Below are 24,750 nucleotides of genomic sequence, written 5' to 3' on the forward strand. Positions count from 1 at the left end.
GCGACGGCTACCAGCACGACTCAGAGTCGCATCGGCTGCGTGGCGGCGAAGCTGTCCGGCATGGGTTGCGTGGCCGCGAAGCTGTCTGCGGTGTGGCCGGCACGCGTCGCGGCGGCATCGCGCTCGGCCAGCATGCGCTCGAGTTCGGCGCGCTTGCCGCCTTCGGAGGGAAAGCGGGCGGATCCGGCGATGAAATCCCCGCCCACGGGCGGCTGGGCGGCCAGGGGGGAAGGTGCGGTGCTCGCTTCGCCCACGGGTGCCGTCCAGGAGCCCGGGTGCGGCAGGGGCGGGCAGGCCTCCAGGTTGTCCATGGCGTATTGCCACGACACACCCATCAGCCAGTGCTCGGCCTCGGGGTCCACGGCCAGCAGGCGGCGGTGAAAGTTCTGTTCCAGCGCCACGCCGCACAGCAACAGCTGCGGGTGCCAGTGGCGAACGAGCAGGCGCATGTGCAGGCCCTGCTCGCGTCGCCCGTTGGTGGTGCGCAGCATGTCGGCCGCGATCCACTGCAGGGGAATGCCGTTGTGCACCAGCGTCTCGCGCAGCACGGTCTTGAGCAAGTCCTTCCGGCGGGCGTGCTGGGCTTCGGGCGAGGCGGCCGCGGCCGGCGCCACAGGCGGGTGGCCCGGGCCGGCGACCAGCTGCGAGTTGGCGAACTGCGACACCACGAACTGCGAAGGGGCGTCGTGCGAGCCGGCGCCGTTCACGCCGTTGACGCCCTTCGGGGCCCGGCCCGGCCGGTGGCCGCGGCCGTTGCCCGGTGCCGGCGCGTCTTCCTTGCGCAGCCAGCGCATCAGCGAACTGTCCAAGATCCCCATGAGTCTGGCTCCGTGTTGGTGCGCAGCCCGGGCGGGACCGCGGTCGAAGCTGGCATCACAGCCGCACTCGCTGACGCGAAACTGACAGCGGGGCCGCCACCTGCCTGCCTGGGCAGGGTCGGCCTGACCCTTGTGCAGGAGTGGCGGCACCGTGTGGCAGGCGCGACGCATGCGCTACATTCGCCCGGTTTCAGACCTCGACGGAGCGGATCCAAGATGGAAGTCAATTTCAAGGGCCGTGTGGCCATCGTCACCGGCGCGGGCGGCGGCCTGGGCCGGCAACATGCGCTGGCGCTGGCCGCCCGGGGTGCCAAGGTGGTCGTCAATGACCTCGGCGGCGCGGTCGACGGCTCCGGCGGGTCGCTCACGGCGGCCCAGCGCGTGGTGGACGAGATCCGCGCGGCCGGCGGCGAGGCCATCGCCAACGGCGCCTCGGTGACGGACTACGAGGCGGTGCAGGCCATGGTGGGGCAGGCGATGGACCAGTGGGGCCGCGTCGACGTGCTGGTCAGCAACGCCGGCATCCTGCGCGACAAGAGCTTCGCCAAGATGGACCTGGCCGATTTCCGCCTGGTGCTGGACGTGCACCTCATGGGTGCCGTGCACTGCTGCAAGGCGCTGTGGCCGGTGATGAGCGAGCAGAAGTACGGCCGCATCGTGCTGACCACCTCCTCCAGCGGGCTGTACGGCAACTTCGGCCAGACCAACTACGGCGCCGCCAAGCTGGCGCTGGTGGGCCTGATGCAGACGCTGGCCATCGAGGGCCAGAAGCACGGCATCCATGTCAACTGCCTGGCGCCCACGGCGGCCACGCGCATGACCGAGGCGCTGTTCCCGCCCGACATGCTGTCGGCCTTCGGGCCCGAGGCCGTGGTGCCGGCGATGCTGGTGCTGGCAGCGGAGGGTGCGCCCACCCGCACCACGCTGTGCGCCGGTGCCGGCGGCTTCGAGGCCGCGCACATCACGCTCACGCAGGGCCGCTTCCTGGGCATCGGCGCGGACGTGCCGGAACGCCTCGCGGAGCAGCTCGATGCGGTGCGCGACCGGGCGGGCGAGAGCGTGCCGGGCAGTGGCGCCGAGCAGGGTGCCAACGAGATGCGCCTGGCGCGCGGGGGGCGGTGATGCCCGCAGCGCGCACCCTGGCCACCACCCTGGCGACGCCGTCGCGTCGACACGTCCTGGCGAGGCTCGCGGCCGCCACCGGTGCCGCGCTGGGCGGCAGCCTGCTGGCGGGCTGCCAGACGGCCGAGCCCGTGCCGGCTTCGAACCTGCCGCCCGGCAAGCAGTCGATCGCGCTGGTCAACCCGGGCTTCGCCGTCGACGCCAGTGGCCGTTTCACCGGCTGGACCAAGCTCGAGCACAACGTGGGCAACTCCTACCGGTTCGAGGCCGACGCCGAGGTGTATGCCCTCTCGGCCCCGACCAGCCTGCGCATCTCGCGTCACGGGCTCGAGTTCTATGGCCTGACGGAGCAGCGCGTGCGCGTGCAACCCGAGTGGATCGGCCGCACCGTGCGCTTGTCCGGTTACCTGCGGACCCGTGGTGTCACGGGCACGGGCGCCGCCCTGGTGCTGCAAGTACGTGATGGCTCCGACCAGATCCTCGTGGCCGAGCAGATGAATGGCCGCCGGGTGCGGGGCGACCTGGACTGGCAGCAGTACTCGGTGCAGGTGCGCGTGGTGCAGGCCGCCTGGTGGCTGCAGGTGGGCGCCATGCTGGAGGACGACGGCACCCTGTGGGTCGACGACCTGGCGCTGGACCTGATGGATTGAGCGCGCGGCGGGCTCAGGCCATCCGCCCTCAGAACACCAGGCGCTGCGCGATGTAGCCCGTGGTGGGCGATACCAGCAGCACCTCCACGCCGATGCGCACCCACTGGTAGCCGGCCGGTGGCGGGTAGAGGCCCGGCCGGTGCTGCCAGTCGTGCAGGTAGTAGATCGGATGTCGGTAGGCCTCGGGCAGGGCGTAGCCGGGCTGGAAGGGCGGCCCCTGGGAGATGGGCAACTGGGCCGGCGGCTCGACCACCACCACCGGCGGCCGGTGATGGACCGGCGGCATGATCACCAGCGGCGGGTAGCCCGCGGCCTGCGCCGGCGCGACGGGCACGTTGTTGGGCACCGCCCGCACGTACGGGTAGGGCTTGGGCAAGGCGTCCGGCCGCTCAGGCTTGTCGGGTCGTGGCGGCCGGTGGCGGCGGTCCTGGGGTTCCGGCGTGGCCGGCGCCCGGGCATCGCGCGGCTCGGCGGCCTCATGCGGGCGCACACTGGCGGCAGGGGCCTGGGCGACCGCGGGTCCCCCGGTGAGGCACGCCGCCGCCAGCAGGGCGGCGAAGGCCGGCCGCCAAGGCGGCGTTCGGGGCGGTCGTGTCGTCATGGGCATTCAACGCGCGAGCGGGGCAGATGGTTGGCTGCATCATGCACCGACCGGCGGCGCGCGGGCCGGATGTCCCCTGGCCCGGGGCGGCCTTGGCCTGTCACGCGGCCTGTAGCGCGCTGCACAATGCCGCATGCCCCTCATCCGCCGCCGAACCGTCGTCCTGGCCCTTGCTGCGGCCACCCTGGCTGCCTGCGGCCGCAAGGCCCGGCTGGCTGCCCTGCCGGCAGGCTCGGTGGTGCTGGCCCTGGGCGACTCCATCACCTTCGGCACCGGCACCACGCCGGACGCCAGCTATCCGAGCGTGCTGGCCGGCCTGTCGGGCTGGAAGGTGGTGAATGCCGGCGTGCCGGGCGACACCTCGGGCGGGGCGCTGCAGCGCCTGCCCGCGCTGCTGGCCGAGCACCGGCCCCAACTGGTGCTGGTCAGCATCGGCGGCAACGACTTCCTGCGCCGCATGTCCGAGGCCGATACGCGGGAGAACATCCGCGCCATCTGCCGGCAGGCGGCCGCCTCCGGTGCGCAGGTGGTGCTGGTGGCGGTGCCGCAGGCCAGCGCGCTCGCGGCCGTGGCGCGATCGCTGTCGGATCACCCGATGTACGCCGAACTCGCCAAGGAGCTCGGCGTGCCGTTGCATGCCGACGGTTGGGCCGACGTGCTCAGCGACCCGGCGCTGCGCTCGGACCCGATCCATGCCAATGCGGAGGGCTATGCGAAGTTTGCCGGGAGCCTGGCGCGCACCCTGCGCGAGAGCGGGCTGCTGGCCGGTTGAACCGGCCCTCGGGGCGACCGGTCTACAGCGGGGCCGGCAGCAGCTTGAAGCCGACCCAGGCCGCGCCGATCACGGCGTTCACCGGCACGCTGAGCGCGCTGGGCACGTAGAACAGCACCGACAGCGCCGGCGTGCCCATCGCCCATTCGACCAGCAGGCCCAGCATGTACAGGATGGCGCCGCAGCCCGCCCAGCGGCGCATGTAGGTGGGCAGCCAGCGCGCCTGGGCGCGGTTGTGGCGCCAGGCCGCCGCGCGCTCGAGCAGGTTGCCGCGGTTGACATCCTGGAACAGCCAGCCGAAGAAGAAGTAGCGGTACAGCAGGGTTCGGAATTGCATGGCAGACGGCCCGGCGCTTGATGCGCACGCCTGGGCCGTTCGATGCTTGTAGCGGCTTGCCGCGCGCGTGTCCATGCGGGTTGACTGCAAGGCGGCCTGCGCGCCGGCCGGTGCCGCGACGAAATGCACGGGCGTGCGTCTGTCGCCCCGCGCTCAGGACCGCAGCAGCAGCGCCACGCCGCCGCACACCAGCAGCAGGCCGGCCAGCTCGCCGCGGGTCACGCGCTCGCGCAGGAAGCGGTGCGACACCGCGAAGCTGAACACCACCTCCACCATGCCGAGCGTGCGCACGTTGGCCGCCGTGGTGAGCGCGAAGGCGGTGAACCAGCCGGCCGAGGCCGCCGCGCCGGCCGCGCCCGCGACGAGGGAGACGCGCCAGGCCGTGACGATGGCGAGCAGGCTCGCGCGTGATCGCCAGGCCAGCCAGCCGCCCAGCAGCAGGGTCTGCACCGACTGCGCCCACAGCACGCCCCACGCGCCGCTCAGCCAGGGCGAGACATCGGGCAGCTGCAGGGCCGCGCCGCGGTAGCCGACGGCCGACAGCGCGAAGCCGGCGCCGGAGGCCAGCCCCCAGGCCGCGGCGCGGCCGTTCCAGCGCGCGGTGACGCCGGCGGCATCCGTCTGCGGCCACGACAGCGCCACCACGCCGGCGGTGGCCAGCAGCATGGCGAGCACCGTCACCCAGCCGGGCCATTCCGCCAGGAACACCGAGGCGAACAGCGCCACCTGCAAGGCGTCGGTCTTGGACAGCGCGACGCCGACGACGAAGCTGCGCTGCTTCATCGTCGCCAGCAGGGCGGCCGTGGCGCCGAGCTGCCCGATCGCACCCAGCAGCAGCCAGCCGAACCACCCGCCATGGAAGGCGGGCACCGGCTGCGCGGTGGCCGGCAGCGCATGCAGCACGCCCACCCAGGCGGCGGCGAAGGGGATGCCGTAGAGGAAGCGTGCCAGCGTGGCGCCGAGCGTGCCGGCCTGGGCCACCAGCGCGCGCTGTGCGGCATTGCGGGCCGTCTGCGTGGCGGCCGCGGCCACGACGATGGGGATCCAGATCCAGGCCATCCAGGCCGGCGCCGTGCTTGTCATGGCGCCAATCTAAACCCTGTGCCCGCCACCGGCCGTACCCGATCGGCACGGCGGCATTCGCCAGCGGCGCCGGCGCGCGCGGGCCTTCAGGCGGGGCACCGGTCGCCGCTCGCGCGGCTGAACGACTGGCCGCGCGTGAGCGCCAGCGGCCCGGTGCCGTCGACCACGCGCAGCAGGCCCTGCGCGGCCTCCAGCACCAGCGAGCCGGTGCGGTAGCTGTCGGTCTGCACCCGCGTGCCATCGATCCGGCCGCTGAAGGCGCGCTCGCGCTGGCGGCGGGTGATGTGGCCTTCGATCACCTGGTACTTCTGGCGCAGGCGGATGCTGAATTCCTTCAGCGGCCCTTCGCCGCACCACAGGCCCTCCACCGGGGCCGGCACGATCCACAGGTGCACCTTGCTCGACTTCTCCAGGCCGACCTTCTTGTCCGGCACCGGCACCACGGTCGTGCGGTCCGGCGCCCAGTCGCCCATGTCCCAGTCGTGCGAGACGACGCGCGTGCCGGGCTTGAGCGCCAGCAGGCGCGGGCGCAGCTGCAGGTTCACCTCGGGCAGCAGGTACATGGTGACCACCGTCGCCGGCGACAGGTCGGTCTGGAACAGGTCCTGCTGCAGGAAGCGCACGCGGTCCGCCACGCCCGCATCGCGCGCGTGGCGGTTGCTCTTCTCCACCAGGTCGGGAACGATCTCCACGCCCAGGCCGCTGGCGCCGAAGCGGCGCGCCGCGGTGATGACGATGCGCCCGTCGCCCGAGCCGAGGTCGATCACATGGTCGGTCGGGCCGACCCGCGCCGCCTGCAGCATCTCGAGCGTGACGTTGTCGGGCGTGGTGATGAAGGGCACCTCTTCCTGGGCCCGGGCCGGGCTGGTGGCGATGCAGGGCAGGGCGGCGGCGAGGGCGATCAGGCCCCGGCGGAATCGACGGTCTGGCATGCGCGGCAACATACCATGCGCCGCCCATGCAACCCTTCAACTGGTTGCAATTCCCCGTGTCGGTGCCGCCCCGTGGCGCTACGATGCGCGCATGCGATGGACGACTTTCCGCACGGCCGCCGTGGCCTGCGTGCTGGGCGGTGCCCTGGCGGCGCCGGCACTGGCCTGGCAGGCGCCGATCTTCAAGTGCCAGACGCCCCAGGGCGTGACGTACAGCAGCACGCCCTGCCCGGGCGCCAAGGTCATCAACGAGCCGCCGCAGCGCACCCGCACGGAGCGCACCGAGCCCACCCCGCAGGACCGCGCCCGCGCCGCCAACCGCGCGCAGCTCGACCCTGAGCGCCGCCAGGAATGCGAGGAGCTGGAGGCCCTGATCGTGCGCGAGGAGGCCGCCTTGCGCGCCAAGGGTGCCCAGGCCACGGCGGACGACGAGCGGCCCCTGGTGCAGGCCCGCCTGCGCCTGCGTGACCTGCGCTGCCGCGGGTTCGGTTCGGCGCAGGCGGCCAACCAGGCAGCCGCGCAGGCTGCCGCGGCGGCCGCAGCTGCAGCCGGCTCGCAGCCGAAGCGCTGAGGCCGCCTCAGGCCGGCGCGCGCGCCATGAAGTCCGGCCGGGTGGCCTCGTAGGCGGCGGCCACGCGCAGCAGCAGGGCGTCGGCCCCGGGCGCGGCGATGAGCTGCAGGCCCATCGGCCAGCCGCGCACCGGGTGGAAGCCGGCCGGCATGCTGATCGCCGGCAGGCCGGCCAGCGTGGCGTAGATCGTCACCTCCATCCAGCGGTGGTACGTGTCCATGGTGCGGCCGGCGATCGTGCGCGGCCACCGTTCCTGCACCGGGAACGGCCACACCTGCGCCGACGGCAGCGCCAGCACGTCCCAGTGGCCGAACAGGTCGAGCATGTGGTGGTAGTAGCGGGTGCGGGCCTGGCTGGCGCGCATGAAGTCCGTCCAGCCCAGGCCCTGCGACTGGTCGTGTTCCCACAGCGCCTCGGGCTTGATCAGCTCCCGCGCGCCGGGCAGGTGCAGCAGGGGCGCGACGCGCGGGCCGGTGAGGGCGCGCCGCCAGGTGAGCCAGCAGTCCCACAGGGCGTGCGGGTCGGTGCCCAGCCGGGCTTCGTCCACGCGCGCGCCACCGGCGGCGAGGGCCGCGAGCGCTTCGCCACAGGCGGCCAGCACGCCATCTTCCATGGCCAGGTGGCCTTGCAGGTCGCCCAGCCAGCCCACGCGCAGGCCCTGCAGCGCGCGCGTGTCGCCGGCTTCGGGCGGCGCGTAGCCCAGGTCCGACTGCAGCGACAGGGGCAGCCGCGGGTCGTGCCCGCTCTGCGTGGCCAGCAGCCGGCCCAGGTCGCCGGCGGTGCGCGCCATCGGCCCCTCCGTCGACAGCTGGTCCACCCACACGTCGGGCCCGGGGCCGGTGGGCACGCGGCCCTGGCTCGGGCGCAGGCCGAACACATGGTTCCAGCCGGCCGGGTTGCGCAGCGAGCCCATGAAGTCGGAGCCGTCGGCCAGCGGCAGCATGCGGCGCGCCAGCACCACCGCCGCGCCGCCGCTGCTGCCGCCGGCGCTGACCGCGGGATCCCAGGCATTGCGGGTGGGGCCGAACAGGCTGTTGAAGGTGTGCGAGCCGAGCCCGAACTCCGGGATGTTCGTCTTGCCGATCACGATGCAGCCGGCCGCGCGCAGCCGCTCCACCATCACGCTGTCGCGGCCGGGCCGGTGGTCACGCAGCAGCACGCAGCCGCGCGTGGTGGGGAAGCCCTGCGCGTCCGCGGCGTCCTTGATGGCGATGGGCAGGCCGTGCAGCCAGCCGCGGCTGCGGCCGGCGGCCAGCTCGGCGTCACGGGCATCGGCCTGGGCGAGCAGGTTGGTCGGCCCGGCCGGGTTGACGATGGCGTTGAACGTGGGGTTCAGCGCCGCGATGCGGTCCAGCGCGGCCTGCATGAACTCCCGGCAGGAGAGTTCGCGGGCGTGGATGCGGCGCGACGCCTCGGTGGCGCTGAGCGACAGGGGGTCCATGCCCCATCATGCCAAAGCCGCGCCCATGGCGGGCGCAGGCCGTCAGGTCCCGTGCAGCAGGCCGTCGATCTGCGCGTCCTTCTCGCGCCACAGCTCGTCCAGCCAGCGGTGGAAGGCGCGGCGGTACTCGCCGTCGGCGGTGAAGTCACCGGCGGCGAACCCGGCCGGCACCTCCAGCACGCGCACGCGCACCACCACGCGCCGCACGCGCCCGCACAGCAGGTCCCAGAAGCGCGGCGCGCCGTCCGGGTAGACGATGGTCACGTCCACCAGCGCGCGGAACTTCTCGCCCAGCGCGCCCAGCGCCAGCGCCATCGCGCCCGCCTTGGGCTTGAGCAGGTGCCGGTAGGGCGAGCCCTGCGCCTGATGCTTGGCGGGTGTGAAGCGGGTGCCCTCGGCGAAGTTGGTCACGCTCGTCGGCACCAGGGCGAAGCGCTCGCAGGCGCGGCGCGTGGCCTGCTGGTCCTGCTGGCGCAGGGCCGGGTTGCGGCGCAGCGCGGCCTTGCCATGCCGGCGCATGAACGGGAAGTCGAGTGCCCACCAGGCGAGGCCGATCACCGGCACGAAGATCAGCTCGCGCTTGAGGAAGAACTTCAGCAGCGGGATGCGGCGGTTCAGCACCTTCTGCAACACGAAGATGTCCACCCAGCTCTGGTGGTTGGCGTTCACCAGGTACCAGCCGCCGGGCTGCAGCGACTCCGCGCCCTGCACGTCCCAGGTCATGCCGGGGTTCACCGCGGCCCACAGGGCGTTGTTGCAGGCGATCCAGTTCTTGGCGATGCGGTTGAGCAGCGGGTCGAGGTGGCGGCGGACCGCGGCCAGGGGCAGCAGGAGCTTGACGAGCGACAAGGTGAGCAACGGCGTGCACCACAGCACGGTGTTGGCGGCCAGCGCCAGCATGGCGAGGCAGCCTCGCAGGAAGGCGATCATGGGCGGGAGCGGGGGGTGAGAACTCGGCGGCGCATTGTGCGGCCCGCCACGCCGGCGTGACCTTGTGCCAGATCAAGCTTTGCATGCGTGGCGGCTGCGGCTACATTGCCCACACGGCGGGCGTCGCGGCCCGGCGAGGAACCCAAGATGAGACATTGCCTTCCCACCGCCCTGTCGCTGGCCGTCGCGCTGCTGCTGGCCACCGCCCCCGCCGCCGCGCAGGAGCGCCCCGCGTTCCGCTGCATGCAGAACGGCAAGCCGGTCTACACCCACACGCCTTGCGAGGGCGGCCGGCAGGTCACGCCCAAGCCGCGCAAGGCGGCCTCCTCCGCGCGCCACGTCAAGCCCCCGCAGGACCGCGCCAAGGCGGCCCGCCGCGCGCAGTTGACGCCCGAAGCGCGCAAGGAATGCGAAGGCCTGGAGGTGACGATTCCGCAGCTGGAAGACGGCGTCAAGGCGCAAGGCCCCAACGTCAAGCCCGAGGACGAGCGCAGCCTGACCGAGGCGAAGAAGAAGTATCGGGAAATGAAGTGCCGCTGAGGGCACGCCGCCGGGGTTGAGGCGGCGACCCGCTTCACGCCCGCAGGGGCTCCTGCGCTGGCGCGGCGGCGCTCAACGCCTGCAGGTCTTCGGCCGTCAGCCAGCGCCACTGCCCCGGCGCGAGATCGGCCGGCAGCGCGAGCGCGCCGATGCGCGCGCGGTGCAGGGCCGTCACGCGGTTGCCCACCGCCGCCAGCATGCGCTTGACCTGGTGGTACTTGCCCTCGGTCAGCGTCAGGTCGAGCGTGTGCGTGCCGGTGGCTTCGCACGCTGCCGCGCGCACCGGCCGCGGCGAATCGTCCAGCACCACGCCTGCCAGCAGGCGCTGCACCTGCTGCGGCGTCACCGGGTCGGCCGTGGTCACCTGGTACAGCTTGGGCACCAGCTTCTTCGGCGAGCTCATGCGGTGGATGAAGGCGCCGTCGTCGCTCAGCAGCAGCAGGCCGGTCGTGTCCTGGTCGAGCCGGCCGATGGCCTGCACCCCCGGCGTGGCGTTGCGGCCCGGCCGCTGCCGCAGCGGCCCGGGCAGCAGCGTGTAGATCGAGGGCCAGGCGCCGGGGCGCTGCGAGCATTCGTAGCCGGCCGGCTTGTGCAGCATGAGGTAGGCCGGTGCGTGATAGGCCCAGTCGACGCCGGCCACCTGGTAGGCCATGCCTTCGGTCGGCTCGACATCGGCCGTGGCGTCGGTGAGCGTCTGGCCGCCGGCACGCACCAGGCCCTGCTGGATGAGACCGGCGCAGATGCGCCGCGTGCCGAAGCCCTGGGTGAAAAGCAGTTCCTGCCATTGCATGGGCCGAGTATCGCAAGCCGCGGCGGCCGCCCGTTGCACCCGCGTGGCGCTGCGCCACAATGGGCATCATCGAGTGAAAGGATCGCCATGCGCCACCCCACCCTTGCCGCCGCCGCCCTTGCCAGCGTGATGCTGGGGGGCTGCGTCTCCACCGGCCCGCACGCCAACGGGCCGGTCGCGCCCGTGGTGGCCAGCCCCGGCAATGCGCCGCAGCCGCATCCGCTGGCCCGCTCCGCCACCTACACCTGCGAGGACCTGACCTCGGTCGCCCTCACCGAGGGCCAGCCCGATGCGTACGCCACGCTCAACAGCGGCATGACGCTGCGCCTGCAGGGGCAGGGGGGCGGCCGCTATGGCGCCGCGCCCTATGAGTTCCGTGCCTTCGGCGGCGAAGGCACCTGGGTGAACCAGGGCCGCGCCAATCGCTGCCGCGTGAAGTAGGGCCGGGCGCTCCGGGTTTGTCCGGGGTCGGACACCGTCGATCCGTGCGACGGTCGAGCGTCGTCCTGGCATCTGAAAGGAGAACGCCATGCCCATGCTCGATAGCTACATCTTCTTCGACGGCACCTGCGCCGACGCCATGCGCTTCTACCAGCGCGTGCTCGGCGGCGAGATGACGGCCATGATGAAGTACAGCGAGTCGCCGGATCCCGACCATTGCCCGCCCGGCTCCGCCGACCGCATCATGCATGCGAGCCTGCTGGTGGATGGCCGCACGCTGATGGCTTCGGATTCGCCGGCCGTCCAGCACCAGCCGATGCAGGGCTTCGCGCTCTCGGCCTTCTACGACTCGCCGGACGACGCGCGCAAGGTCTTCGCGCAGCTGGCCGAGGGCGGCCAGGTGATGATGCCCATGGGGCCCACCTTCTGGGCCCAGGCCTTCGGCATGGCCACCGATCGCTACGGCACGCCGTGGATGGTGAGCGGGGGCATGCTGCAGCCGGGCTGACGCTCAGGCCGCCAGTTCCAGCAGCGCGCCTTCGGGTACCGCCCACTCGGAGCCCGCGGGCGGCCCCAGACGCCGGATGTGCGCGGCCAGGGCGCGCCAGAGGACCGCATGGTCCTGTGACGACGCCACGGCGATGGGCTCGTAGGGCAGACCAGCGGGCGCCGCGATCGCGGCCATGCGGGCGTGGGTCTCCTCGTCCGGCGCCGAGGCCAGCAGCGAGGTGGGCTCGGGCAGCTCGGCGGCTGCCTTGACCATGCGCTGCATCAGCGTCTCGTCACCGCGGACCGAGCCGCCGAAGAGCATCAGCATGTGCTGCCATTCCGGCAGGTAGACGCGCAACAGGCCGTGCACCAGGCTCTGCCAGGGCAGGGCATTCAGCCGGCAGGGCAGGTTGTCCACCAGGATGTCGACCTGGTCCATGCCGGCATCCAGCCCCTCTTCGCCGGCCACGCGCCGGTGCCGCGTAGGCTGGCCCTGCTGGCCCGCGATCCACCGCACCAGGCCGAATGCCGGTGCGGACTCCGCCGCGCAGATGCCCACGCGATGAAACGATTCGGGGTCGGTCACGCCCGCGCCCAGCGGCAGGCCGAAAGGCGCGGCCACGCGGCGCAGTACCGAGGTGGGTGAGAACTGGCGCCCGCTCAGCAGCAGGGTACGCAAGGCATCCACGCGCTGGCCCACCGCATCGGCCGTGTCGCTGGAGGGCAGCATCATCATGCTCCAGGGGGTGGGCAGCAGGCGTGGGCCCTGGCTGAAGTGCAGCACGCGCGGCGAGTAATGGCGGGGGTCGCGCGCCACGCGGCGCAGGGCCTCGCGCACACCCGCGGAAGGCCCCTCGACCCACAGCAGGTACCAGCCGCTGAGGTAGACCAGCACGCCGTGCACGCCGGCCGGCACGTTCTGGCGCAGGGCCGCCGCCCGGATGCGCTCCATCTGGCCGTAGACCGAATCGATCGACGTGGCCCGGCTCGCCATGACGACGCGGTCCACGTCGTCGGGGCGGGGGATTCTGGCGGGTGCAAGCACGCGGGTCACCCCGATATGTTGGTGCCCATGCATGAAGGGCGAAGCGGCAGCCCGGGGAGTCCCTGCCGGCGGCACAGGTAAGGCGATGCAGCCCCCGCGCTGCGGTGGCGGCTGGCGTGCCTACCAGTCACCGTTGGCGGCGGCGCGGCGGAAGCGACCGCGGGGGACCGGTGCCGCATGGAGCTGCAGCCGGGTGAGCGCTGCGCGCAAGGCGCCGTCGGCGCCCACGGCGCAGGCGGGCACCAGATCGCAGCCGGGCAGGCCCAGGGCGCGGCGCATGGACAGGTTGGGCAGTTGTTCGCCGCGCTCCACGACCGACGGGTCCACGGTGCCGTCATCCACGTGGCGCCACAGGGCCGCCAGCGCGGGCAGGTCGCCGCGTGGCTCCAGTTGCAGCCAGTAGGGGCCGCCCATGAGGTCGAACGCGAGCACGCCGAACGGGTCGCCCACCACCACCCATTCGACGAAGCGATCCCGCAGGTAGCCACCGATCTCCTGCGCGATGTCCTCGCGCGCCAGCAGCGCGGCCTGCGCCGGCGTGAGCGTGGCCTGCCAGAGCTGCTGCTGGCGAGGCTGCGGCGTGGCCAGCAGCACCTCCACCAGGCGCGCGAGTGTGTGCACGGCGTCGCCGCTGCGCTTGCGCGCGAAGCGCGTGATCAGGTCGGCGTTGAAGCCGGCCAGTGCCAGCCGCGGGTTGTCGCTGGCGGCGGTGAGCACGCGCCAGCCGGGCCAGCCCGAGAGGTCGGCCAGCATCTCCAGGCCGGTCAGTTCCGGCAGGTCCTGATCCAGCACGAGCACGGCGGTCGACACATGCCGGGGCCAGCCGAAGGCCATGTCGTTCAGCAGCGGCTCCAGCAGCGGCTGGCCGCAGTGCCAGGCCGCGATGATCCCCTGCTGCGCGCGCAGCGCGGCCTCCCAGCGGGTGACCTCGGGCCGCAAGGCCGCCAGGCCATCGGCCGCGCTCATGAAGTGACGCACGCGTACGCCCGGCAGGGCGCACAGGAGCTGCGCGCACAGCGCGCCCATGAAGGCCGCATCGGCGTCAACACAGGCCACGCTGGCGCGAGGCTGGTAGAGCGGCAGGCCGGGCGCGCCGCTCGCGACCCGGTGCGCCGCCAGGCGGCCGCCCGCCCGTGGGACCGCCGCCGCATGCCAGGCCGGCACCACGCCGGGTGGCGGGCCGGTGGCCGGCTGCTGACCGCTGGCCAGCGAGATGAGCAGGCCGGTGCGCATGGCTTCAGCGCCCCAGCGCGCGCAAGGTGATGTCGTCGATCTCGATGAAGCAGGCCACCGTGAGCACCTGGCCGATGCGCAGCGGCGGACCCAGGCGATGCACGTTCACGCCCTGCTTGCGCAGCATGCGCTCGATGGCGGCGGTGGTCACCGTCACGTAGCGCGCGATGCCGTGCGCCTGCGCGAAGCGGGTGGACTGCGCCATCAGCGCCACCGACAGCTCGCCGAAGCCGATCTGGTGCGTGCCGGCGCTGTCGCTCGCGCCCACGCGTTCGGCCGCCACGGCGAAGCGGCTCAGCTCCCACACGTCGGCCGCCGCCGGCGCCGGCTGCCCATGCAGGAGCTCCGGGAACACATCTCGCAACATGTTCGGCCCCAGTGTCGGCAGCAGGCGCCAGCAGGCGTCCACGCGGCCCAGAGGATCGCGGGCAATGATGTAACGGGCCGTATCGACCTGATCGAACGGATCGATCTCCAGGCCGTCGTCCGTGAGCTGCACATCCCATCCCAGACGTTGTGAGAAGACCTCGGCTCGAAGCCTGAACATGCCCAGGCGGTCCTGTGCCGCCATGTCCCTGAGCGAATGCGTCTGGATGGTGTGACTCATGACCTGCGCCCCTCTGTGCAGGTCCATTGAACCGGCGCACGGCCGCGCAGGCACCTCTCCAGGTAGAGAGGCTGCGGATCTATACAGGCAAGCCGGCGTGCATCACGCCCGTGCGCACGGCAGACGACCAGCGCAGGGCCGCCAGGCGCGCCATCAGGGCCTGCTCATGGGCCTTGCCTGTGAGGTCGTAACCCTTACCATCCACCACTTGCAGATTGGTGCGCGGCGGCACGCGCGGCAGGGCCTGGATGGCGCCATCGGCGAGTTCCACCCAGTCCCACGCGAGCGAGACGGCCCGGCCCTGATGGTCGGCCGTCCACTCCGTCCAGCCGGCGCACCGAGGCTGCAGCGCGTGCGCGTCTTCCAGCACGGAGGGATCCATCACCGTGCACAGGTGCGTGAGCGCCAGCCGGTCGAGCTGGGCCAGGGTCATGCGCAGGCGGTAGTCGCCGCTGTGCAGCTGGGTGAAGGCCTGGCGGGGAGAGTAGGTCATCAAGGAGATCTCCGAAGGAGGCGCAGGATGGGGCAGGATGCACTGGGCGTGATGTGGTCGGTGCTGCACGCGCAGGACGAAGCGGGGCTACTGGAAGCCATGCGCGGTGCCATGGCCACGATCGGTTGCGAGCAGGTGCTCTACGGCATCGAGATGCGGCTGCCGCAGGTGGGCGTGGTGCAGCACATCACCAGCGGCTACCCCATGCCCTACCAGCAGCTCTATCACCAGCGCGCCTTCATCGCGCGCGACCCCACCGTCACGCACTGCCAGACGCGCAGCGACCCGCTGGTGTGGTCCGAGAAGATCTACGTGCCCTCCAGCTACGAGATCATGGAGGAATCGCGCCACCACGGGCTGGGCTATGGCGTGAGCCTGCCGGTGCACGAGAGCCCGCGCGTCGTGGGCATGCTGAGCCTGGCGCGCGACCAGCCCTTCGCCAACGAGGCCGAGCAGCAGCGCGCCATCCAGGCCGGCGAGGTGCTGGCCGCCTGCGTGCACATGGCCTCGCAGCGCCTCATCGTGCCCGGCATCCTGGAGAGCAAGCGCCCGCGCCTGAGCCCGCAGGAGGGCGAGTGCTTCAAGCTGGTCGCCATCGGCAAGAGCAACTGGGACATCGGCCAGCTCCTGAACATCTCCGAGACCACCGCCGCTTTCCACGTGAAGAACGTGCTGAAGAAGTTCGGCGTCTCCACCCGCATGCAGGCCGTGGCCATGGGGGTGGCGCTGGGGATGATCAGCTGATCGCAGGGCGCTCACGGGGCGCAGTCTAGCCCCGGGGCGGGCGGGGGGATGCTGTCCGGGTAGGGGGGCTGTCCGGGTGGAGAGGGGTTGGCCGACCCGGGTCCGTCAAGGCCGTGATGGGGATGGCGTCCCGCGTCGGCAAGCGCCGCGGCCCGGCAGCTGCTCTTGCATCAGAATGCGCGGCATCCATCGCTGATCGACTGTCACCATGCCCCGCCTGGCCCCCCTGCCGCCCGAGACCACGCCCGAACTGAAGCCGCACTTCGACTTCTTCCTGGGCACGCTGGGCTTCACGCCCAACAGCGTGCTGACCATGCAGCGCAAGCCGAAGCTGGTGCAGGCCTTCGCGCAGCTCAATGGTGCGGTGATGGACCCGGCGGGCGAGGTGGACCTGGGCTTTCGCCGCCTCATCGGCCATGTGGCCAGCAAGGCCGCCGGCTGCCTGTACTGCCAGGCGCACACGCTGCTGGGCGCGCACAACTTCGGTGTCAGCGAAGAGAAGCTCGCCGACGTGTGGGCCTACGCGAGCAGCCCGCACTACACGGCGCGTGAGCGGGTGGCGCTCGACTTCGCGCTGGCGGCAGCCGCCCAGCCCAATGCGGTGACCGACGACTTGTTCGACCAGTTGCGTGCCCACTGGAGCGAAGGCGAGATCGTCGAGATCCTCGGCGTGGTGGCCATGTTCGGTTTCCTCAACCGCTGGAACGACAGCATGGCCACGCCGCTGGAGCCGGTGCCGACGCAGGTGGCGCAGAAGGCTGCGGGCGCGCGGGGGTGGGGGCCGGGCAAGCACGCGCGCTAGCATCGGGCGAAGGGAGGATCGGAGTGGGATCCATGAGAATCAACATCCTGGGCGGCATCCTGCTGCTTGTGCTGGCCGGGTACCTCGCGAGCCCGTGGATCGCGCCTTACGTCTACAGGTGGCAGTACGGCGTGGCGCCGGAGCCGCCGTTGCCCGGCAAGAACGAGGTGAAGGGGGTCGACGTGGTCCCGCGGCCCGATGGCCAGTGGACGCTGCGCTTCGAGTACTTCTACACCGGCGCGCCGGAGGCGGTGAGCGTGGAGATCAGCCACTGGGCGGACCGCGTCGACGGGAGCGAGGTATCGCGGCAGATCACCCTCCCGGGGGGCGCGGCGGCGCAGCGTGGTGCCCACCAGCACGAGTGGGTGCTGCCCTTCACGAAGGAGACCGGGCTGGTCTCGCGCCGCGTGACGGTGGCGCTTCGCGATTTGTCGACCCAGGCCGAAGTGGCCAGTGCCTCCGTCGATCGGGATGTGCTGTGGCCTACTGCCGAAGCGGCCCAGGCCTACGCCATCCTCAACGGCAAGACGCCCGAGGCCGCCGTGAACCTGGCGGGCGCCTACGTGGACAAGGGCGACGAGGCCTCGCTGAAGCTCGCGCGGCGCGTGCTGCTGGCCGTGGTGAACGGCACGCCGCAGGTGGAGTCGGCGTACGTGGAACTCTCACGCGTGACGATGAAGCAGAACTGGACGCAGGAGGGCCTGCGCGACGCCGAGTCCCTGCTGCGCAGCGCCTTGCAGCTGCGCTCCGACAGCGTGGATGCGCGCGTGGTGCTGGCGTACGTGCGGGGCTGGCAGAACCGGGAGGCCGAGGCCGAGGCCCTCTTCACCGAGCTCGCGGCCATCCAGCCGCCGGTGGCCAACCTCTGGCTGTGGGTGAACTGGGGTGAGCTGCGTGAGCGGCAGGGGCGCGCGGACGAAGCGCTGGAGAAGTACCGCCAGGCGCTGGCCGTCAAGCCCACCGGCGACCGGATGGATCAGGCGCGGGAGTCCGCCTACGACCGCGCCATCCGCCTGCTGGAGCGCCGCAGCGAGGCCGACGCGGCAGAGGCGCTGCACCGGCAGCACATCGCCGACTACCCGCAGTTCTGGTGCCACCCGGCCGACTACGCCCGCTTCCTCGCGCTCTGGCGCGGCGACACGGCGGAGGCGCAACGCCAGCTGGACGCCGCCGCCCAGTGCGATCCCGAGTATCGGCGCGCGGTGGGCGCCCTGGTGACCTACATCGCGTGGAGCCAGGCAGAAGCCGCACCGGGCACGGAGTTGCTGCTGAAGGCGCGCGCACTGGCGCCGGTGTCCCCCCGGTTGATGGCCGATCTCGCCATCTCGGACCGCGGTGTGGCCGTGGTGCGCAAGCTCGTCGCCAATGCCGGGGAGAAGATCGACAGGACCGATGGCCAGCAGATGAACGCGCTGGCCTATGCCCTGGCCAGCGGCGAGATCGCCGCGACGGAGCGCCTGCTGAAGGCGGGGGCGAGGACCGATGCCCTCGTCGGCCAGCAGCCCGTGCCCGTCGCCCTGATCCCCGTGATGGCGCGCCAGTTCGATGCCATCCGGCTGCTGCGCAAGGCCGGTGTCGACTACGGGCGCCTGCGCCTGGACGGCGTATCCGTCCTGGAGCACGTGCGCCGCTCGGGTGACCAGGACCTGCTGCGCGCGCTCGAAGGTGGCGGTGGCAAGTCGGCCGGCAACCGCATCTAGCGGAAGGTGTCGCCCGTAGCCCCGGCTAGTGCGGGGCGCGCGGCGCCGCCAGCATCGCCTTCAGCTCCCCGCTGGCGATCAGCGCCTTCAGATCCTGCGCGCCGCCCACCAGCGTGCCGCGGACGAAGACCAGCGGCAGCGTCGGCCAGCCGGTCCACATCTTCAGGGCCAGGCGGCGCCGCCAGTCGCTGAAGTAGCTGCCGTAGGAAAGCAGGTGATAGCCCTGCCCGATCTCGTCCAGCGCCTTGCAGGCCGCCTTGGGGAAGGGGTTCATCGCCATGCCGACGACCACCACGTCATGCGTGGCGACGGCGTCCATCACCTCCTTCAGGATGGCCTGCTGGTAGCCGGCGACGCGGTCACGGATGGCGGGGTGGAGAGCGGTTTCGGGGAGGATGGGGCGGGGCATGGCTTGCAGTGTGACGGGTGAGAGTGAGCCTGGCGTGAGACAGCTGCAGCGTGCTCAAGCAGGCAGGAACAGCGCCGGATCCACCATCGTGCGATTCAGCAGCACGCCCCAGTGCAGGTGCGGGCCGGTTACGCGGCCGGTGGCGCCGACGGCGCCCAGGCGGTCGCCGGTGCGCAGGGTGTCGCCTGATTTCACGTCGATGGCGCTCAGGTGGCAGTACAGGGTGAGCAGGCCGCCGCCGTGGTCCAGCCAGACGGTGCCGCCGTTGAAGAAGTAGTCGCCAGTGTCCAGCACGCGGCCGGGCAGGGGCGCGGTGATCGGCGTGCCCGTGGGCGCGGCGATGTCCATGCCGCTGTGCGGCTGCCTCGGCTGGCCGTTGAACACGCGGCGCAGGCCGAACGAGCTGGATCGCGGGCCGGCCACCGGGGCCTGCATGCCCAGCGCTTCGGCATTCGGCATGGGAGAGGAGAACACCGCCATCACCTGCTGCTGGTGCACACGCTCGCGCTCATGGCGGGCCAGATCCTGCGCGGAGAGGTCCACCGTGCGCGGCGCGACCTGGAGCTTCTGCTGGGCATAGGCCTTGGCGGCGATGGTGTACGGCACTTCGCGCTCGGGTCCATCGGTCTTCACGCGGAGCGCTGCCCGGCCCGCCTTGGCCGCAAGCGGAATGCCCACCAGGGCGGTCCAGTCGGCGGGCGAGCCGATCACCAGCAAGGGCACCTCTCCCGCATGCGCAAGGGGCCTTTGCGCATGCGCCCCCAGCGGGATGCGGGCGATGCCGCCAGGCACGGGCAGGGCGCGCGGCAAGGCGGGGTCGGCGGCCGCAGCAGGCGGCGCGCCCATGCTCATCCCGGGCGCCACGCTCATGGCGCCCAGCAGCAGGCGATGCAGCGCGTTGCGACGGTTCCAGTGCATGGCGCACAGCATAGCCCGGCCGCGGCATCCGGGGAATCCATGAGGCACCAAATTACAATACGACCATAATGTAATTGATGACGCACCCCGCCATGCCCCCCAATCAGCACCAGATCCGCAGCGAGCAGACACGCCAGCACCTGCTGGACACCGCCGTGTCGCTGATGCAGGCCAAGGGGCACGGCCAGTTCTCCATCCACGAGCTCGCGCGCGCCGCTGGCGTCACGGCCGGGGCGGTGCAGCATCACTTCGGCTCCAAGGCGCTGCTGATGCTGCAGGTGCTCACGCATCTGATTGGCCAACTCGGCAGCGACAGCGACTTCTGGCCGTCGCCCGATTGGCCGCTGCAGCGCCGGGCCGATCACTTCGTGCGCGAGGCCTGGGCGCGCCTGTACGGGCAGCCGCGCTTCGCCGTCGCCTGGTCGGCCTACCTCGCGGCGCGAGACGACGCGGAGATGGTGGCCCACATCATCGAGCAGCGTGCCGAGCTGGCGGCCCACCTCCATCACCACATGGCGCTCAGCTTTCCGGAGATGTGCCGCGGCCCGCATGCAGCCGCCCGCATGCAGTTCGTGCTGTCCACGCTGCGCGGCATCGGCCTGCTGGCCCCCTTTGCCGAGCCCTCGGCCATCCCCCCGCAATTGCAGGAGCTGTCGCGCTACCTGCAGTCCTTCAACGACCCGGAGACTTCTTCATGACCCAGCCGTTCCTCGCGGCGGCCCTGCTGGGCGGCGCCGCCCTGCTCGCGCAGGCCCAGACCCCGCTGCAGGTGATCGCGCAGCAGCCGCCCGGCAGCGGGTCGGACGCCATGACCCGCGCCTGGGCCGAATGCACCGCGCGCCAGATCAACCAGCCGATGGTGGTGCAGAACAAGGCGGGTGCCAATGGCATCCTGGCCATCAACTACCTCAAGGGCCAGCCGGCCGATGGCGCGAACGTCATGACCATCGGCATGTCGCAGATGACCATCACCCCCTTCGTGCACAAGCAGATGCCGTATGACCCGCTGAAGGATTTCGACGGCATCTCGGTCATCGGCCTGTCACCCCTGGTGCTGGTGGCGCCGGCCGGCAGCGGCATCCAGAAGCTGGCGGATCTGGAGAAGGTGGCCAAGGCGCAGGCCGGCGGCCTGAACTTCGGCTCGCCCGGCAAGGGCAGCCCGGCGCATCTGCTGACCACGGCCTTGACGGATGCGATGCGCTGGCCCGCCACGCACGTGCCGTTCGTGGGCGAGGCCGCGGGCCTGACGGCGCTGATGGGCCAGCAGATCCAGGTGATGACGCTGGTCATCGGCACCGCCGCCGCGCAGGTGAAGGCCGGCAAGCTGGTGCCGCTGGCGGTGTTCGCAGCCGAGCGGTCGCCGCTGATGCCGGAGGTGCCCACCATCGCGGAAGCGGGTGGCCCGCAGGTGCTGGCGCGCCCGGCCTGGATCGCCGTCGTCGCGCGCAAGGGCACGCCGCCCGAGGTGGTGCAGCGCCTGAACGCCGCCACCGAGAAGTGCCGCGCCGACAGCGCCTATGTCAGCCGCATGCAGGCGATGAACGTGACGCTGGTGTCCAGCCGGCCCGCCGATGTGACGGCCTTTGCCGAGCGTGACATCGCGGTGTGGAAGCCGCTGATCGAGAAGCTGGGCCTGGCGACGGAATGAGCCTGGCCGCACAGAGCGCGGTCGCCCTGCGCAGCCTCATCGCGCGCGGGGAGGTGTCGCCGGTGGAGGTGATGCAGGCCTGCATCGCCCGCATCGAGCGGCTGAACCCGGCCGTCAATGCGATCTGCGCGACGGACTTCGAGCGCGCCCTCGCGACGGCGCGCGTGGCCGAGGCAGCGGTGCGCCGGGGCGACGCATTGCCACTGCTGCATGGTCTGCCGCTGGGCGTGAAGGACCTGCAAGCCACGGCGGGCCTGCTCACCACCAGCGGCAATGTGCGCTTGCGCGGCCATGTGCCCGCGGCCGACATGTCGCTCGTGGCGAAGTTGCGCGCGGCCGGCGCCATCGTCACCGCCAAGACCAACACGCCCGACATGGGCGCGGGCGCCAACACGCGCAACCCGGTGTGGGGCGCAACCGGCAACCCGTTCGATCCGACGCTCAATGCGGGCGGTTCCTCCGGTGGCTCCGCCGCGGCATTGGCCACCGACATGCTGCCCTTGTGCACAGGGTCGGACACGGGCGGCTCACTGCGCATTCCCGCCGCGTTGTGCGGCGTCGTGGGCCAGCGCACATCGCCCGGGCTCGTGGCCAACGATGCGCGACCGCTGGGCTGGTCGGCCATCTCGGTGCTGGGCCCGATGGGGCGTGACGTGGCGGACACCGCGCTGCTGCTGCAGGCCAGCCTGGGCCCGCACGCCATGGACCCGCTCAGCGCTGGCGTGCGGCACGAGGCCGTGTGGCCCGTGCCCGAGATCGACCCTTCGCGACTGCGCATCGCCTGGACGGAAGACTTCGGCTGCTGCGCGGTGGACCCGATGATCCGCCGCGTGTTCCGCCGGCGCGTCGCGGGCCTTAGACCGCACGTGGCCGTGTGTGAACCGCTGGATTGGCAACTGGATGACGAGGCACACCGCTGCTTCGACATCCTGCGGGCCGAGAGCTTCTTGGCCGCCTTCGCGGACGTCGCACGCACGGCGCCCGAGACGTTGGGCCCCAACGTGCGCGCCAACCTCGAGATCGCGTCCGGCATCACCCTGGCGGACCGCGCGTGGGCACACCTGGCGCAGACACGCATCCTGCGACAGTTCCAGCGCAGCTTCGAGCAATGGGACCTGATCCTCGCGCCGGTGTCGCCGGTGTCGCCGTTTCCGTGGACGCAGATGCACGCCGAGGCGATCGACGGCAGAGTCCAGCGCAACTACTACGAGTGGCTGAGCCTCACCTACGTGGTCACGCTGGCCACGAATCCGGCGCTGGCCCTGCCGTGCGGGCGGGATGAGGCGGGCATGCCCTTCGGCCTGCAGCTGGTGGCGCCCCTGCACCAGGATGGCCGGCTGCTGGCGATGGGTGCAGCGCTGGAGAGCATTCTGGCCGCGCACCCGGCCACGGCGCGACCCAGGCCAGACGAGGGCGCGCTGCTTCAGCTGCGGCCCGAGCTCAAGAGCATCGTGACGCATCCGCCGGTGCCGGGCGGAGACGATGCAACAGCCGGCGAGGGTGCGCGCACGGCCGTGTGAGGGGCGACGCCCGCGCCCTACTGCTTGTTCTTCAGCTTGCCCTTGGGCAGCACCGTGGTGGTGGGCGGCATTGGGCGGTCTGACGTGCTCTCCTTCGGCGCTGAAGTGTCCTTCTTGGGTTTCTTCACCATCTTGTTGCTGCGCTGGTCGCGGTTGGCCATGGTCGGTTCCTTCTTGATTGGCGTCCACTCTAGCAGCCGCGGCGCAGGCGTGGACCGGCGGTCATCGTGGTAGAAGGGAAGCCATGAGTCAAGCCATGCAGTTCGGCACCGCCCCTTCCACACGCGGTGCGGCGATGCCGCCGATGCGTCTGCGCTACGAAGTGGAGCTGGCGTACGACGTGCGGGGCCCCGGCTGTGACTTCATCTTCAACGTGCAGGCTGCACGCACGCCGCGGCAGAGGGTGATCTGGGAAACGCTCTCGCTCAGCCAGCCGCTGGACCGCCGGGAGGATGTGGACCCGCGCAGCGCGAGCCGGCATCTGCGCGTGCGCGCGCAGCCCGGTGAACTGGTGCTGCAGTATGCGGCGCTGGTGGACGTGTGCCACCACGTGCAACCCGCCCAACGACATTCCGGAAGTGTGGGTTCCCCAGCTGCCGGCGGAAGTGCTGCCCTACCTCTACCCCAGCCGCTATTGCGAGTCGGACCGGCTGAACACCTATGCCATGGCGCAGTTCGGCCACCTGTGGCAAGGCTACGGGCGCGTGCAGGCCATCTGCGACTGGGTGCGCCAGCACGTGCGCTTCGAATCCGGCAGCTCCACCGGCACGACCGGCGCGGCCGAGACGCTGGTGCATCGGCGGGGTGTCTGCCGTGACTTCGCGCACCTGATGATCGCCATGTGCCGCGCCGTGAACATCCTCGCGCGGTTCACCACTGGCCTGGACTACGGCGCCGACCCCATCCTCGGCCCGCCGGACTTCCATGCCTACGTGGAGGCCTATCTCGGCGGACGCTGGTACCTGTTCGATCCCTCCGGCACCGCCATCCCCATGGGCTTCGTGCGGATCAACGCCGGGCGCGATGCCGCGGACACTGCCTATGCGTCGATCTTCGGCAATGTGTGGCCCACGCGGCGCAGGCTGCTGATCGAGGCGCAGCCCGGTGTGGATGGCGTGCTGCGCGAGCCCTGGCGCACGGCGGATGCGCTGTCGACGGATGATGGGCCGTGACGCAGCGGCAAGGCTTGGCCCTGCAGGGAGGACGCGCATGCTGCCATCTGTGCGTGTAGTGGCACCCCAAGGCCACCTACACCACGATCGGATCCGTCAGCACCGTGTAGTCCCCCAGCACCTTGCGATGCGCGTCCGCGGGCCCGGGATAGATGGAGTACCTGAACCCGATCGCCCGTGAATCGACGATGCGGAACGGTGACCTGCGCAAGTGCGGCGCGATGGCCAGCGTGTAGCAGATCGGCCCGGTGGCGCGGAGCACACCCAGCGCACCGGTGCCGTGAAAGTCGGCGTCATAGGTGCGGAGGTTGAACAGGGCGCGGTTGATGACGTGGGCCAGGAAGGGGTGCCCCTGCGCCGCGACGATGTGCCACTGCTGGAACTCGCCGCCGGGGATGGCCGCTAGATCCGGATGCAGGCCGAAGCCCTGGAACTCCTCCCCCAGCTTGTTGTGCCACTGCGCCAGCAGGAAGTGGTCATCCGGCTGCAGCACGTCATCAAGCGGCTTCAGCGCGGTGGACTTGATGTCGAAGTACGCGCCCCCACACTGATGGAGCAGGAGGTACTTGAACAGATCGGCCTTCACGACGGGGTAGGCCGGGTTGACCTTGCGGAACACGCCGACCACCTCCGCGCCGTAGTGCGTGCGGATGAAGTCCTCCATCTCCGCGTTCTCATACAGTTGATGCTCCCAGCCCGGATTGAGCGCGCGCAGGAGTTCGACGTTGGCCAGCAGTTCGTCGGGCAGCGCGCGCTTGTCCTTGCAGGTCTGGTGGATGATGCGCGGGATGGGCATGGCGCGAAGATGTTATCGGGTCTCCGTGGCACGCGCCGATCAACGGATGGCACTCGCTCGCGTCGAGTGGCCGAAATCAACTGCAGCGGTGCCGGTCATGGCCCGCCGCGTGCCCCTCTGGGTTGATGGTGCGGCCACGCCGGTGG

The 24,750-nt window shown here is 71.5% G+C and carries 30 protein-coding genes and 1 pseudogene; 15 read left to right on the plus strand and 16 right to left on the minus strand.

Translation table 11 applies throughout. From position 1 onward, the window contains the following. Positions 1–20 precede the first annotated feature (20 nt). Positions 21–818, minus strand: coding sequence for a hypothetical protein (locus ACE3T5_RS04980; protein WP_374665097.1), 798 nt, complete (start codon positions 816–818; stop codon positions 21–23). Between the two features lie 216 nt (positions 819–1,034). Between ACE3T5_RS04980 and ACE3T5_RS04985 the strand changes: the two genes are divergently transcribed. Together ACE3T5_RS04985 and ACE3T5_RS04990 are read left to right on the plus strand one after the other, a co-directional pair. Beyond that, on the plus strand, positions 1,035–1,940 hold the full coding sequence (locus ACE3T5_RS04985) for an SDR family NAD(P)-dependent oxidoreductase (protein ID WP_374665099.1): 906 nt from the start codon (positions 1,035–1,037) through the stop codon (positions 1,938–1,940). After that, positions 1,940–2,590, plus strand: a complete 651-nt coding sequence (locus ACE3T5_RS04990; protein WP_374665102.1) for a hypothetical protein — start codon at positions 1,940–1,942, stop codon at positions 2,588–2,590. Before ACE3T5_RS04985 ends, ACE3T5_RS04990 begins: the two co-directional genes overlap by 1 nt. A 28-nt stretch (positions 2,591–2,618) precedes the next feature. Here the strand turns inward: ACE3T5_RS04990 and ACE3T5_RS04995 are convergent, their stop codons facing one another. Then, entirely contained in the window at positions 2,619–3,191 is a 573-nt protein-coding gene (locus ACE3T5_RS04995) for an RcnB family protein (RefSeq protein WP_374665104.1), read from the minus strand. 133 nt (positions 3,192–3,324) lie between these two features. On the opposite strand from ACE3T5_RS04995, the gene ACE3T5_RS05000 reads away from it, so the two are divergent. Further along, positions 3,325–3,963, plus strand: a complete 639-nt coding sequence (locus ACE3T5_RS05000) for a GDSL-type esterase/lipase family protein (RefSeq protein WP_374665106.1) — start codon at positions 3,325–3,327, stop codon at positions 3,961–3,963. A 22-nt stretch (positions 3,964–3,985) separates the two neighbouring features. On the opposite strand, the gene ACE3T5_RS05005 is transcribed toward ACE3T5_RS05000, so the two are convergent. The 3 genes from ACE3T5_RS05005 to ACE3T5_RS05015 all read right to left on the minus strand — a co-directional run bounded on the left by ACE3T5_RS05005 (position 3,986) and on the right by ACE3T5_RS05015 (position 6,315). After that, positions 3,986–4,300 (minus strand): hypothetical protein, encoded by a 315-nt coding sequence (locus ACE3T5_RS05005; protein WP_374665108.1) that lies wholly within the window; start codon positions 4,298–4,300, stop codon positions 3,986–3,988. Between the two features lie 153 nt (positions 4,301–4,453). Beyond that, entirely contained in the window at positions 4,454–5,383 is a 930-nt protein-coding gene (locus ACE3T5_RS05010) for an EamA/RhaT family transporter (protein ID WP_374665110.1), read from the minus strand. 86 nt (positions 5,384–5,469) lie between these two features. Continuing rightward, complete coding sequence (locus ACE3T5_RS05015) at positions 5,470–6,315, minus strand: cyclopropane-fatty-acyl-phospholipid synthase family protein (protein WP_374665112.1); 846 nt, start codon at positions 6,313–6,315, stop codon at positions 5,470–5,472. A 91-nt stretch (positions 6,316–6,406) separates the two neighbouring features. On the opposite strand from ACE3T5_RS05015, the gene ACE3T5_RS05020 reads away from it, so the two are divergent. Next, positions 6,407–6,886, plus strand: coding sequence for a DUF4124 domain-containing protein (locus tag ACE3T5_RS05020; protein WP_374665114.1), 480 nt, complete (start codon positions 6,407–6,409; stop codon positions 6,884–6,886). Between the two features lie 7 nt (positions 6,887–6,893). Here the strand turns inward: ACE3T5_RS05020 and ACE3T5_RS05025 are convergent, their stop codons facing one another. Continuing rightward, positions 6,894–8,327: an amidase gene (locus ACE3T5_RS05025; protein WP_374665116.1), complete on the minus strand. Its 1,434-nt coding sequence runs from the start codon at positions 8,325–8,327 to the stop codon at positions 6,894–6,896. A gap of 42 nt (positions 8,328–8,369) precedes the next feature. Further along, positions 8,370–9,257 (minus strand): acyltransferase, encoded by an 888-nt coding sequence (locus tag ACE3T5_RS05030; RefSeq protein WP_374665119.1) that lies wholly within the window; start codon positions 9,255–9,257, stop codon positions 8,370–8,372. Positions 9,258–9,404: 147 nt separating this feature from the next. On the opposite strand from ACE3T5_RS05030, the gene ACE3T5_RS05035 reads away from it, so the two are divergent. Next, entirely contained in the window at positions 9,405–9,797 is a 393-nt protein-coding gene (locus ACE3T5_RS05035; protein ID WP_374665121.1) for a hypothetical protein, read from the plus strand. A gap of 34 nt (positions 9,798–9,831) precedes the next feature. Here ACE3T5_RS05035 and ACE3T5_RS05040 read toward each other — a convergent pair whose 3' ends face one another. Beyond that, complete coding sequence (locus tag ACE3T5_RS05040) at positions 9,832–10,587, minus strand: 16S rRNA pseudouridine(516) synthase (RefSeq protein WP_374665123.1); 756 nt, start codon at positions 10,585–10,587, stop codon at positions 9,832–9,834. An 87-nt stretch (positions 10,588–10,674) separates the two neighbouring features. Here ACE3T5_RS05040 and ACE3T5_RS05045 point away from each other — a divergent pair, with 87 nt between their 5' ends. Together ACE3T5_RS05045 and ACE3T5_RS05050 are read left to right on the plus strand one after the other, a co-directional pair. Next, the gene (locus tag ACE3T5_RS05045) at positions 10,675–11,028 is read left to right on the plus strand and encodes a hypothetical protein (RefSeq protein ID WP_374665125.1); all 354 of its coding nucleotides are present in this window, start codon (positions 10,675–10,677) and stop codon (positions 11,026–11,028) included. Between the two features lie 88 nt (positions 11,029–11,116). After that, positions 11,117–11,536, plus strand: a complete 420-nt coding sequence (locus ACE3T5_RS05050; RefSeq protein ID WP_374665127.1) for a VOC family protein — start codon at positions 11,117–11,119, stop codon at positions 11,534–11,536. A 3-nt stretch (positions 11,537–11,539) separates the two neighbouring features. Here the strand turns inward: ACE3T5_RS05050 and ACE3T5_RS05055 are convergent, their stop codons facing one another. The 4 genes from ACE3T5_RS05055 to ACE3T5_RS05070 all read right to left on the minus strand — a co-directional run bounded on the left by ACE3T5_RS05055 (position 11,540) and on the right by ACE3T5_RS05070 (position 14,895). Beyond that, positions 11,540–12,571 (minus strand): BLUF domain-containing protein, encoded by a 1,032-nt coding sequence (locus tag ACE3T5_RS05055; protein ID WP_374665129.1) that lies wholly within the window; start codon positions 12,569–12,571, stop codon positions 11,540–11,542. A 111-nt stretch (positions 12,572–12,682) separates the two neighbouring features. Further along, entirely contained in the window at positions 12,683–13,795 is a 1,113-nt protein-coding gene (locus ACE3T5_RS05060; protein ID WP_374665131.1) for a hypothetical protein, read from the minus strand. A gap of 4 nt (positions 13,796–13,799) precedes the next feature. Then, on the minus strand, positions 13,800–14,402 hold the full coding sequence (locus ACE3T5_RS05065; RefSeq protein ID WP_374665133.1) for an acyl-homoserine-lactone synthase: 603 nt from the start codon (positions 14,400–14,402) through the stop codon (positions 13,800–13,802). 79 nt (positions 14,403–14,481) lie between these two features. After that, positions 14,482–14,895 carry a DUF4902 domain-containing protein gene (locus tag ACE3T5_RS05070; RefSeq protein WP_374665135.1) on the minus strand — a complete coding sequence of 138 codons (414 nt, stop codon included), beginning with the start codon at positions 14,893–14,895 and terminating at the stop codon, positions 14,482–14,484. A 27-nt stretch (positions 14,896–14,922) separates the two neighbouring features. On the opposite strand from ACE3T5_RS05070, the gene ACE3T5_RS05075 reads away from it, so the two are divergent. The 3 genes from ACE3T5_RS05075 (at position 14,923) to ACE3T5_RS05085 (ending at position 18,141) form a co-directional block, all read left to right on the plus strand. Then, positions 14,923–15,639: an autoinducer binding domain-containing protein gene (locus ACE3T5_RS05075; RefSeq protein ID WP_374665137.1), complete on the plus strand. Its 717-nt coding sequence runs from the start codon at positions 14,923–14,925 to the stop codon at positions 15,637–15,639. A gap of 208 nt (positions 15,640–15,847) precedes the next feature. Next, positions 15,848–16,441 (plus strand): carboxymuconolactone decarboxylase family protein, encoded by a 594-nt coding sequence (locus ACE3T5_RS05080; RefSeq protein WP_374665139.1) that lies wholly within the window; start codon positions 15,848–15,850, stop codon positions 16,439–16,441. A 32-nt stretch (positions 16,442–16,473) separates the two neighbouring features. After that, entirely contained in the window at positions 16,474–18,141 is a 1,668-nt protein-coding gene (locus ACE3T5_RS05085; protein ID WP_374665141.1) for a hypothetical protein, read from the plus strand. A gap of 25 nt (positions 18,142–18,166) precedes the next feature. Here the strand turns inward: ACE3T5_RS05085 and ACE3T5_RS05090 are convergent, their stop codons facing one another. Both ACE3T5_RS05090 and ACE3T5_RS05095 read right to left on the minus strand, forming a co-directional pair. Further along, a complete protein-coding gene (locus ACE3T5_RS05090; RefSeq protein WP_374665143.1) occupies positions 18,167–18,550 on the minus strand; it encodes a glutaredoxin in 384 nt (127 codons plus the stop codon). Between the two features lie 54 nt (positions 18,551–18,604). After that, the gene (locus ACE3T5_RS05095) at positions 18,605–19,468 is read right to left on the minus strand and encodes a peptidoglycan DD-metalloendopeptidase family protein (RefSeq protein ID WP_374665145.1); all 864 of its coding nucleotides are present in this window, start codon (positions 19,466–19,468) and stop codon (positions 18,605–18,607) included. Positions 19,469–19,545: 77 nt separating this feature from the next. Between ACE3T5_RS05095 and ACE3T5_RS05100 the strand changes: the two genes are divergently transcribed. Genes ACE3T5_RS05100 through ACE3T5_RS05110 form a run of 3 tightly spaced genes read left to right on the plus strand, consistent with a single transcriptional unit; the run spans position 19,546 to position 22,636 of the window. Beyond that, complete coding sequence (locus ACE3T5_RS05100) at positions 19,546–20,166, plus strand: TetR/AcrR family transcriptional regulator (protein ID WP_374665147.1); 621 nt, start codon at positions 19,546–19,548, stop codon at positions 20,164–20,166. Further along, positions 20,163–21,116, plus strand: coding sequence for a Bug family tripartite tricarboxylate transporter substrate binding protein (locus tag ACE3T5_RS05105; protein WP_374665149.1), 954 nt, complete (start codon positions 20,163–20,165; stop codon positions 21,114–21,116). Before ACE3T5_RS05100 ends, ACE3T5_RS05105 begins: the two co-directional genes overlap by 4 nt. Beyond that, positions 21,113–22,636, plus strand: coding sequence for an amidase (locus tag ACE3T5_RS05110; RefSeq protein WP_374665151.1), 1,524 nt, complete (start codon positions 21,113–21,115; stop codon positions 22,634–22,636). The genes ACE3T5_RS05105 and ACE3T5_RS05110 overlap by 4 nt, the downstream gene beginning before the upstream one ends. A 17-nt stretch (positions 22,637–22,653) precedes the next feature. On the opposite strand, the gene ACE3T5_RS05115 is transcribed toward ACE3T5_RS05110, so the two are convergent. Beyond that, positions 22,654–22,797: a hypothetical protein gene (locus ACE3T5_RS05115; RefSeq protein ID WP_374665153.1), complete on the minus strand. Its 144-nt coding sequence runs from the start codon at positions 22,795–22,797 to the stop codon at positions 22,654–22,656. 143 nt (positions 22,798–22,940) lie between these two features. Between ACE3T5_RS05115 and ACE3T5_RS05120 the strand changes: the two are divergent. Then, positions 22,941–23,126: pseudogene (locus ACE3T5_RS05120) on the plus strand (transglutaminase family protein); the annotation flags it as partial. A gap of 88 nt (positions 23,127–23,214) precedes the next feature. Further along, positions 23,215–23,808: a transglutaminase family protein gene (locus ACE3T5_RS05125; RefSeq protein ID WP_374665155.1), complete on the plus strand. Its 594-nt coding sequence runs from the start codon at positions 23,215–23,217 to the stop codon at positions 23,806–23,808. Between the two features lie 76 nt (positions 23,809–23,884). Here the strand turns inward: ACE3T5_RS05125 and ACE3T5_RS05130 are convergent, their stop codons facing one another. Then, complete coding sequence (locus ACE3T5_RS05130; RefSeq protein WP_374665157.1) at positions 23,885–24,604, minus strand: glycosyltransferase family 32 protein; 720 nt, start codon at positions 24,602–24,604, stop codon at positions 23,885–23,887. Between the last annotated feature and the right edge of the window lie 146 nt (positions 24,605–24,750).

The sequence above is a fragment of the Ramlibacter sp. genome, from assembly GCF_041916345.1.
In the GTDB taxonomy this organism is placed as follows: Bacteria; Pseudomonadota; Gammaproteobacteria; order Burkholderiales; family Burkholderiaceae_C; genus Ramlibacter.